Source organism: Gordonia sp. NPDC003585 (assembly GCF_040610755.1).
In the GTDB taxonomy this organism is placed as follows: Bacteria; Actinomycetota; Actinomycetes; order Mycobacteriales; family Mycobacteriaceae; genus Gordonia.
In genome coordinates, this window is record NZ_JBEXMX010000125.1 from 1 (window position 1) to 9332 (window position 9332).

Consider the following 9332-nt stretch of genomic DNA (forward strand, 5'->3'; position numbering starts at 1 on the left):
CAAACGGCCCGCATCCGCCGTGTACGCGCGTCGGCGTGCCACCGCGCTCGGGGTGCTCGCCGGTCTCGCGCTCGCGGTGTCGGTGTGGGTGATCGGCATCGTCGGCAACAACTACGCCGAGTCGCAGACCCCGTCGCCGACGAGTACCCAGGTGACGCACGTGCGGGCGGGTGACTCGCTGAGCACCATTGCGGCGCGGGTGGCGCCGGACGTTCCGCGCCAAGTGGTCATCGACGAGATTCTGGAGCTGAATGACCTGGAGTCCAGCGGACTTCGGGTCGGGCAGCCACTGCTGACACCCGCGTACCGCTGATCGGCGGGCGGTATCCTCGATGTCACAGGGACCGGTCGGGAACCGACCCGGCGTACGACTCGCATGTGCCGCCGTGTCCCGCGACAGGCGTGAGGATCACATGCGCTGCCCCTTCTGCAAGAACGAGGACACCAAGGTCATCGACTCGCGTGTCGCCGACGAGGGGCAGGCCATCCGGCGGCGTCGGGCGTGCGTTGAGTGCGGCCGCCGCTTCTCCACGGTGGAGAGCGCGGTGCTCGCCGTGGTGAAACGCAACGGCGTGACCGAACCGTTCAGTCGGGAAAAGGTGATGCGCGGGGTCCGTCGCGCATGTCAGGGGCGCGAGGTCGGCGACGACGACCTCGCACAGTTGGCGCAACAGGTGGAAGACGCCGTCCGCGCCAGCGGTTCGGCCGAGATCCCGAGCAACGAGGTCGGTCTCGCGATCCTCGGACCGCTGCGCAACCTCGACGAGGTGGCCTACCTGCGCTTCGCCTCGGTGTACCGGTCGTTCGATTCGCTCGACGACTTCCAGCGTGAGATCGACGACCTCCAAGGCCGTTCGGTCGCAACGAATGGCGCCGATACCAAGGTGTCAGCCGAGTCTGTCCAGGGTTCGTAGCGCCCTTTTCTCGGATACGGGGTACGCGGTTCCGATGCGCTGGGCGAACACACCCACCCGCAGTTCCTCGACGAGCCAGTGGGCTTCTTCGTTGACCGCGTCCCGCCTGGCCGCCGACACCTGCGCGAGACGCTGATTCCAGCGTTGGGTCACGCGGTCGATGACCGCGACGCCTTCCTGGTCGCGTGCCGCCGATGCGGGCAGCGTTGCCAACCTGGTCTGTGCGGCGAGAAGGTAGCGCGGCAACTCGGACAGGTGAGTACGCCCGGTGACGCGGACGAATCCGTCGAACACCAGGTCGTCGATCTGTTCGGCGACGTCGTCGGCTGCCACCGAACCCGCGTGTTGGTCGATCAGCGTGCGCACCGGGGCGAGGGCCCGAAGGGTCGCCACGGCGAGAGCGAAGTACTCGGGTGCGGCGGCCAGGGCTGCCGGCTGTATCCGCGCGCGCACGGTCTCGAACTCGGCGGGAGTGCGGACGGCGGCAACGGCGGCGGACGCATCAGCCATCTGGTCGCGGATCGCGCGTCGCGTGCAGTCGGCGGTGAGGTCCTCGATCCTGCGGTAGGGGCTCTGGCTCAAGGCGAGTCTGTCGGCCCCGGCCAGAGAGCCGACGACCTTCTTCGACAGCGGCGGGATGGCGATGTCGAGCAGGGCCGCGACGCCTTCGAAAACGAGCCGATCACGCTCCTGCGGGGACGTCGCGTCGGTACGGACGACGGCACGCGAGGCGCCGGTCGCGTCGGTCACCGCCGTGATCGCGGGGTAGCGGGTCAGTTCTTGACCGGCGATCTTCACCTGCGAGCTGTGTGGGAGCGAACCGATCCCGTCGGCCGTCCACGCGGTGAACTCGCGCCGGACGATCGGCTCCGGGGTGGTGCTCCGACGATGTCGGCGTTGGAGATCGGTGAGCGAGTCGTCGGTGTCGACGATGGCGCCCGTCGCATCGGCGAGCGCAAAATGCACGCGCAGGTGTGCCGGTAGCCGGTCGGGGACGAAATCGTCGGCGGCCACCGTGGTTCCGACGATGGTGGTCAGCTCCCGGGCCAGTCCGGACACGATCGGTTCGGACCGTGGTTTCAGTTGGGACAGAGCGAGTTCGGCGAACCGCCCGGCGGGCGACATCGTCTTGCGCAGATGCTTGGGCAGCGTCTTGACCAGCGCGGTGGCCAATTCCGATCGCAGGCCCGGCACCGTCCAGTCGAAGCCCGCGGACCGGATGTGGCCCAGCAGTGCTTCCGGAATGACCACGGTCACGCCGTCATCCGTGGCCGCCGGATCGAACCGGTACCGCAATTCGAGTCGTGCGTCGCCCTGTTGCCATGCGCCGGGAAAGTCCGCGTCGGCGACCGAGGTGTCGGCGCCGACGTCGGCGGCAGTGAGATCGAGCAGATCCGGCCGATCGCGGCGTGCGCGCTTCCACCAGGTGTCGAAGTGGCGGGCCGAGGTGACCTCGGCTCCGATGCGCTGATCGTAGAAATCGTAGAGTTGATCCTCGGTGATGACGAGATCGCGTCGGCGGACTCGGTGTTCGACGTCGGCGGCCGCCTCGAGCAGTTCGCGGTTGCGGTGGAAGAAGGAGTGATCGGTGCGCCAGTCGCCCTCGACCAGCGCGTGGCGGATGAACAACTCGCGGGACGTGACCGGATCGATCGGCCCGTACACGACCCGTCGTCGAGCAACCAGGGTGACGCCGTAGAGCGTGACCCGGTCGTAGGCCATCGCCGCGCCCCGTTTTGCCGACCAATGCGGCTCGCTGTAGGTGTGCTTGACCAGGCTGCCGGCGACCCGTTCCACCCACAGCGGGTCGATCCCGGCCACGGTGTGCGCGAAAAGCCGTGAGGTCTCCAGGATTTCGGCGGCCATGAGGAAGGCGGGCGGTTTCCGCGCAAGGGCCGAACCCGGGAAGATCATCAGCGTGGTGCCGCGGGCTCCCGTGTATTCGCGGCCCTCGGAATTGCGCACAGCGATGTTGCTGAGCAGTCCGGACAGGACCGCTCGGTGGATGGCGTCCGCGTCGGGTTCGGTCGGCGTGGTCGGCCAGTCGAGTTCGCCGACGATCTCGCGCAGTTGACGGGTCAGATCGCGCCATTCGCGGATGCGTAGATAGTGGAGGTACTCGCGTTCGCACATCCTGCGAAACTTGTTGCCGGACAGCTCATTCCGCTTCTCCTGGAGATAGCGCCACAGCTCCAGGTAGGCCAGGAAATCCGAATTGGGCACCGCGAAGCGGCGATGTGCGGTGTCGGCGGCCTCGCGGTGATCGGCGGGCCGTTCACGAACGTCGGGCAGCGACAGGGCGGCCGCCAGGACGACGAGGTGGTCGAGACATCCGAGTTCGTGTCCCGCGATCAGCATTCGGGCGATGCGAGGGTCGACCGGGAGCCGCGCCATCGAGCGGCCGACCGAGGTGAGTCGCGGGGGCCCGCCTGCCTTGTCGGACTGTTCGATCGCCCCGAGTTCGGTGAGCACGGCCATACCGTCGCGGATCGCGCGATCGTCGGGCGGCTGCACGAACGGGAAGTCGGCGATGGGGCCAAGGCGCAGCGACGTCATCTGCAGGATGACCGCGGCGAGGTTGGTCCGCAAGATCTCGGGATCGGTGAAGGCCGGTCGTGCGTCGAAGTCGTCCTCGCTGTAGAGGCGGATGCAGATGCCGGGCGCGACACGACCGCAGCGTCCGGCACGTTGACGGGCGCTGGCCTGTGAGATCGCTTCGACGGGAAGGCGACTGACCTTGGTGCGGGTCGAGTATCGGCTGATGCGTGCGGTGCCGGAGTCCACGACGTAGCGGATGCCGGGGACGGTGACGGAGGTCTCGGCGACGTTGGTGGCCAAGACGATGCGACGTCCGTCCGAGGGTGCGAACACCCGCTGTTGATCGGCGACCGACAGCCGCGCATACAGCGGGACGATCTCTGCACCCGCAGAAGCTCTGCGCCGCAGAGCATCCGACGCGTCGCGGATATCACGCTCGGTGGGCAGGAAGACCAGCACGTCGCCACGGCCGGTCGACCACAGCTCGTCGATCGCAGCATCGATGCCCTGGAACAGGTCGAGGTCGGCGTGCTCGCCTCCGCCGCCCTCGTCGCCACTGTCGGGTCGTTCACGCAGGGTGAGTGGGCGGTAGCGCACGTCGACCGGGTAGGTGCGCCCCGACACCTCGATCACCGGCACCGGAGCGTCGCCCGTGGTGAAATGCCGTGCGAACCGATCGGGTTCGATGGTGGCCGAGGTGATGATCACCTTGAGGTCCGGGCGGCGCGGGAGCAGCCGGCGCAGGTATCCGAGAATGAAGTCGATGTTGAGGCTGCGTTCATGCGCCTCGTCGACGATCAGCGTGTCATAGCGGCGCAACAGCGGATCGGCCGCGATCTCGCGCAGCAGAATCCCGTCGGTCATCACCCGTACCAGGGTGTCGGCGCCCGATCTGTCGGTGAATCGCACGGAGTACCCGACCGCGTCGCCGAGTTTGGTGTTGGTTTCGTCGGCGATGCGCCGGGCGACCGAGCTCGCCGCAATGCGGCGTGGCTGGGTATGCCCGATCATGCCGCGCACACCGCGTCCGAGTTCCAGGCAGATCTTCGGGAGCTGCGTGGTCTTACCCGAACCGGTCTCGCCGGCGATCACCACGACCTGATGTGCGTCGATCGCGTCCCGGATCTCGTCGCGGGCGGCCGATATGGGCAGTTCGGGTGGGAAGTGGAGGTCGGGCACGGATGCTCGTCGGGCGTCGATTCGACGACGTGCGGCCTGCACCGCACCGAGGAGCTGCTGCCAGGCGTCGGACGTGGGTGCCGACCCGAGTTTGTCGGCGCGCCGACGCAGCCGATGACCGTCGACGACGGTCAGTTCGCGCAGCGCGGTGCGCAGGGCCGCGCGATCGGCGTCGGTTGGGGTCGCGGTCATGGTCTGTCCAGAATAGTGAGCGCGGTGCAGGCCGTTGCCCGTCGGTGGGCGTTGTGGTCCCGCCGTGCCGGGCATCCGGCATGATTGGCGGCATGGCTGATGCGTTGTGGCATGGATTCGCCGACATGGGTGCGGTGAGGGCGAGCGGTCCGTTCGTTGTGGTGCGTGGCGAGGGCACCCGGATCTGGGACCGCGAGGGGAACAGGTATCTCGACGCGACAGCGGGACTGTGGTTCACCAACGTCGGTCACGGGCGCGCAGAGATCGGCGCGGCGGTGGCGGATCAGCTTTCCACGCTCGCGCACTACTCGGGATTCGGCGATTTCACGTCGGATGTGACGCTGGCGCTGGCCGAACGTCTCGCCGCGATCGCGCCGGTCGCGGGCAGCAAGATCTTCTTCACCTCGGGTGGCAGCGACTCGGTGGACAGCGCCGCCAAGCTGGCCCGGCGCTACTGGCACGAGCGCGGGCGGCCGGAGAAGGAGATCATTGTCGGCCGGACCAAGGCCTACCACGGAATGCACGTTGCGGGAACGGCACTGGCCGGGATTCCGGTGAACCGTGAAGGCTACGGCGAGCTGATGCCGGCCGCGGAAACCGTGGAATGGGACAACGCGAAGAGCTTGCTGGGACTCATCGAGCGGCTCGGCGCCGATCGGATCGCCGCATTCTTCTGCGAGCCCATCATCGGAGCCGGCGGAATCTATCTCCCGCCCGACGGCTACCTGACCGAGGTGCGTCAGATCTGTCGCGACCATGACGTGCTCTTCGTGGCCGACGAGGTGGTCACGGGGTTCGGCCGCATCGGCGGCGACTCCTGGTTCGCATCGTCGCGACTCGGTCTGGAGCCGGACATGATGACCACGGCGAAGGGACTCACCTCCGGTTACGTCCCGATGGGCGCGGTGTTCGTCGCGCCGCATGTCGCCGAACCCTTCTTCGCCGGCGGGGTCTGGTGGCGCCACGGCTATACCTACGGCGGTCACGCGGGCGCGGCGGCGGCGGCGATGGCGAACCTCGACATCATCGAACGGGAGGGGCTGCTCGCCGAGGCGGCCCGCCTCGAGACGGATCTCGCCGCGGCGCTGGCTCCGCTCGCCGAACTGGACTCGGTGACCGAGGTGCGGACGGGGCTCGGGGCGGTCTCGGCCGTCCAACTCGCCGACCCCACACAGGCAATCGGAATGATCTCGAAATTGCGCGAGCACGGAGTGAGCGGGCGCGCCGCCGGGCAGGGCGCGCTCCAGATCTCGCCCGCGTTCGTGATGACCACCGAAGAGGTCGGCGAACTCGCCGACCGCATGCGTGCCGCACTGAGTTGACGCATATGCGCGCCGCACTGAGTTGACGCATGCGTGCCGCACTGAGTTGACGCATGCGTGCCGCACTGGGCTGATCAGGCGATCACAGCGGGGTGAGGCACAGGACGACGTTGTAGCGGAAGTACGACGACGGACCGATCTGCACCCAGTTTCCGTTGCAGCTGCTGGTGTTGTCGGTGCGCAGGTAGACCCGGTCCGTGGCTGCCGACGACCCGCACGACGTCCGATAGAACGCGGTGAGCTGGCTTCCGTTGGCCTCTCGGTGGATGCACGCGCCGACATCGGTGGTGCGGATCTCGTTGGCGATGGTGTTCGACGGGTCCGGCGTGTACGCGGGGGGACTCGTCACCCCGGGTTCGGCCGTCGTCGAGTATGTGTAGGTGGTTGACGGGTACGAGTAGGTCGTGCTGGTTTCTGTGGTCTCTGTTGTCTCGGTGGTGGATTCGGTCGTCGTGCTCGACTTGCCGGCCGCGGTGGTCGACTCCTCGTCGTTGCCGGATCCGATCGCGCCCGTCAGAACGAGTACCAGCGCGACGACACCGACGACCGTGAACAGGTAGCCGATCACGAGCGCGGCGATCGCGAGCGGACCACCCTTCTGGTGATTGCGTTTGATCTCGGACAGCGAGAAATGCCCGAGGACGATGCCCACCGGCGCGACGATGAATGCCGAGATCAGCGCCGCGATCGCCAGACCGTTGGTGCCGCCCTGCGGTTGCGGACCGCCGTACCCGGGAGGCTGCTGCCCGTAACCCGGATAGCCCGGAGCGACATAGCCGTACGGATCGGGTTGCTGGTACGAGGAAGTCGGGGCGTACGGATCGTTCGGCGGCTGTGGATTGCCGTACGGTGCCTGATTGCCGTACGGATGCGGTGAACCGCCGGGACCGGTGGGCGGACGCCCTTGATTCCAGTGCTGATTGCCCGGATCGTTCGGGTAGGTCACCAGTACCAGTCCTCTCTGTGCATGCCTGCGCGTCTCACCGTGCCGGCGAGATCACGCTCGCACCGTGGATCGTCGCACAGAAATCCTTCTCAGTCTGTCATGCGCTGCCGCGGATCGGTGTCCGCCGCACGGTCGACATCAAAGCAATGATGCCCCGGTCTCGTGGATTCGAGACCGGGGCCCCCGCTGTCACTTGTCGACCGTGCGGTGTGCGGTGATTCAGACGCCGGCAAGGACCTCGGTGGTGGTGAGGGCCTGCGCGACACCGGCGACGATCGAGGCGACCTTCAGGGATTCCAGGATCGCCTCACGCTCGACACCCGCTTCACGCAGTGTGTTCTCGTGAGCCGCGACGCAGTGGCCGCAGCCATTGATCGACGACACGGCGAACGACCACAGTTCGAAAAGGGCCTTGTCGACGCCGGGGTTGCCGATGATGTTCATCCGCAGTCCGGGGCGCAGATCGTCGTAGCGACCGTCGAGAAATCCGCGGCCACGGTAGAAGACGTTGTTCATGCCCATGATCGACGCTGCGCCGAGGGCCGCGTTGTACGCGTCGGCCGACAGCGTATCGGCCGCCTCGTCGGCGATCTCGCTGAGCACCTTGGCATTACGGGTTGCCGCTGCGGTTGACAGCAGGGTGCCCCAGAGCTGTTCCTCGTTCAGCACAGTGGTGCGGCTGATCGATCCGAGGTTGAGCTTGAGGTCCTTCGCGTACTCGGGCAGGGCTTCCTTGAGATTGTCGATACTCATGTCGTCTCCTGTCAGACGCCTGCGGCGAGCAGCTCGCCGGCGTTGATGGTGGGATCGCCCTTGCGCCAGTTGCAGGCGCAGAGTTCGTCGGACTGCAGGGCGTCGAGCACGCGCAGCACCTCGTCGACGTTGCGGCCCACCGAACCCGCCGTGACCGACACGAACTGGATCTCGTTGTTCGGGTCGACGATGAAGGTGGCCCGGTCGGCGACACCGTCGGCGTTGAGAACACCTGCTGCGGTGGCGAGTTCGCGCTTGAGGTCGGACAGCATCGGGAACGGCAGCGTCTTGAGATCCTCGTGCTGGGCACGCCACTGGAAGTGGACGAACTCGTTGTCCACCGATGCGCCGAGTACCTGGGCGTCACGGTCGGCGAACTCGTCGTTCAGCTTTCCGAACGCGGCGATCTCGGTCGGGCAGACGAAGGTGAAGTCCTTGGGCCAGAAGAAGACGATCCGCCACTTGCCGGGATGATCGTCGCTGGAAACGGTGGTGAAGTAGTCGTCGGGTGCCGAGGCGTTCACCTTCGAGAGATCGCCCCCGATCACGGCCGTCAGATTGTAGGCCGGAAATTGATCTCCGATTGTGAGCAATGCCATGGTCTTTCGCTCCTCCTGTGTCGTGGCGCACATGCTCGGCCCCACGAGCGAAGTCGTTACGTGTTACTGACGAGTACCATCGTGCCGGAATTTCAGTGAAAGTGAAACGTGATGAGTAGCACTAGACTAATAGGTATGACCGATCGAACTTATCAGCCGTCAGTGGCCGGGCTGCGAGCGTTTGTGGCTTTGGCCCGACGCCGCCACTTCGGCGCGGCCGCAGGCGATCTGGGTGTGAGCCAGCCCTCACTGTCGCAGGCGCTGGCTGCATTGGAGACCGGTCTCGGGGTCACTCTGATCGAGCGGACCACGCGGCGAGTGTTCGTCACCACCGAGGGGGAGCGACTCCTTCCGAAAGCGATCGCGGTGATCGAATCCGTCGACGACTTCTTGGTCGCGGTGTCCGGCGTCGGCGAAACGCTCAGCGGCACTGTGCGACTCGGATTCATCCCGACCGTTGCGCCCTACGTGTTGCCGACCGTTCTCCGGGGGTTGGCACAGCAGCGACCCGAACTGACCCTTCGCGTCGTCGAAGACCAGACGGCACGACTGGTGGATCAGCTACGCGAGGGCAGCCTTGACGCGGCGGTTCTCGCGCTGCCCGCCGAGATCCCCGGAATGGCCGAGATTCCGATGTACCACGAGGATTTCGTCCTCGCGCTGCCGGCCGACCACGCACTCGCAGGCCGTAAGCGGGTGGATCCGGCCGCGCTCGCCGACCTGCCCTTGTTGCTGCTCGACGAAGGTCACTGTCTGCGTGATCAAGCCTTGGAGGTGTGCCGGATCGCCGGCGTGCGGCCCGATCTCGGGCACACGCGGGCCGCCTCCCTCGCAACGGCGGTGCATTGCGTCACCGGCGGTCTCGGTGTGACCTTGATACCGCAGACGG

8 protein-coding genes are annotated in these 9332 nt (G+C 66.8%); 4 read left to right on the plus strand and 4 right to left on the minus strand.

Annotated features, from left to right (window positions below):
• Both ABZW74_RS22895 and nrdR read left to right on the plus strand, forming a co-directional pair.
• Positions 1–313, plus strand: a 313-nt coding sequence (locus ABZW74_RS22895) for a LysM peptidoglycan-binding domain-containing protein (protein WP_355279621.1), incomplete at its 5' end; no start/stop codon positions are given.
• A gap of 100 nt (positions 314–413) precedes the next feature.
• Positions 414–914 (plus strand): transcriptional regulator NrdR, encoded by a 501-nt coding sequence (gene nrdR / locus ABZW74_RS22900; RefSeq protein ID WP_240856980.1) that lies wholly within the window; start codon positions 414–416, stop codon positions 912–914.
• Here the strand turns inward: nrdR and hrpA are convergent.
• Positions 888–4823 (minus strand): ATP-dependent RNA helicase HrpA, encoded by a 3936-nt coding sequence (gene hrpA, locus ABZW74_RS22905; RefSeq protein ID WP_355279625.1) that lies wholly within the window; start codon positions 4821–4823, stop codon positions 888–890. The genes nrdR and hrpA overlap by 27 nt on opposite strands.
• Before the next feature lie 92 nt (positions 4824–4915).
• On the opposite strand from hrpA, the gene ABZW74_RS22910 reads away from it, so the two are divergent.
• A complete protein-coding gene (locus ABZW74_RS22910) occupies positions 4916–6145 on the plus strand; it encodes an aminotransferase class III-fold pyridoxal phosphate-dependent enzyme (RefSeq protein WP_240856982.1) in 1230 nt (409 codons plus the stop codon).
• Positions 6146–6227: 82 nt separating this feature from the next.
• On the opposite strand, the gene ABZW74_RS22915 is transcribed toward ABZW74_RS22910, so the two are convergent.
• From ABZW74_RS22915 to ABZW74_RS22925, 3 genes are all read right to left on the minus strand, one after another.
• Complete coding sequence (locus ABZW74_RS22915; RefSeq protein WP_355279627.1) at positions 6228–7091, minus strand: DUF4190 domain-containing protein; 864 nt, start codon at positions 7089–7091, stop codon at positions 6228–6230.
• A gap of 219 nt (positions 7092–7310) precedes the next feature.
• Entirely contained in the window at positions 7311–7844 is a 534-nt protein-coding gene (locus ABZW74_RS22920) for an alkyl hydroperoxide reductase (protein ID WP_355279630.1), read from the minus strand.
• 11 nt (positions 7845–7855) lie between these two features.
• On the minus strand, positions 7856–8443 hold the full coding sequence (locus ABZW74_RS22925; protein ID WP_240856985.1) for a peroxiredoxin: 588 nt from the start codon (positions 8441–8443) through the stop codon (positions 7856–7858).
• A gap of 135 nt (positions 8444–8578) precedes the next feature.
• Here ABZW74_RS22925 and ABZW74_RS22930 point away from each other — a divergent pair.
• A partial coding sequence (locus ABZW74_RS22930) for a LysR substrate-binding domain-containing protein (protein ID WP_355279633.1) occupies positions 8579–9332 on the plus strand: 754 nt, incomplete at its 3' end.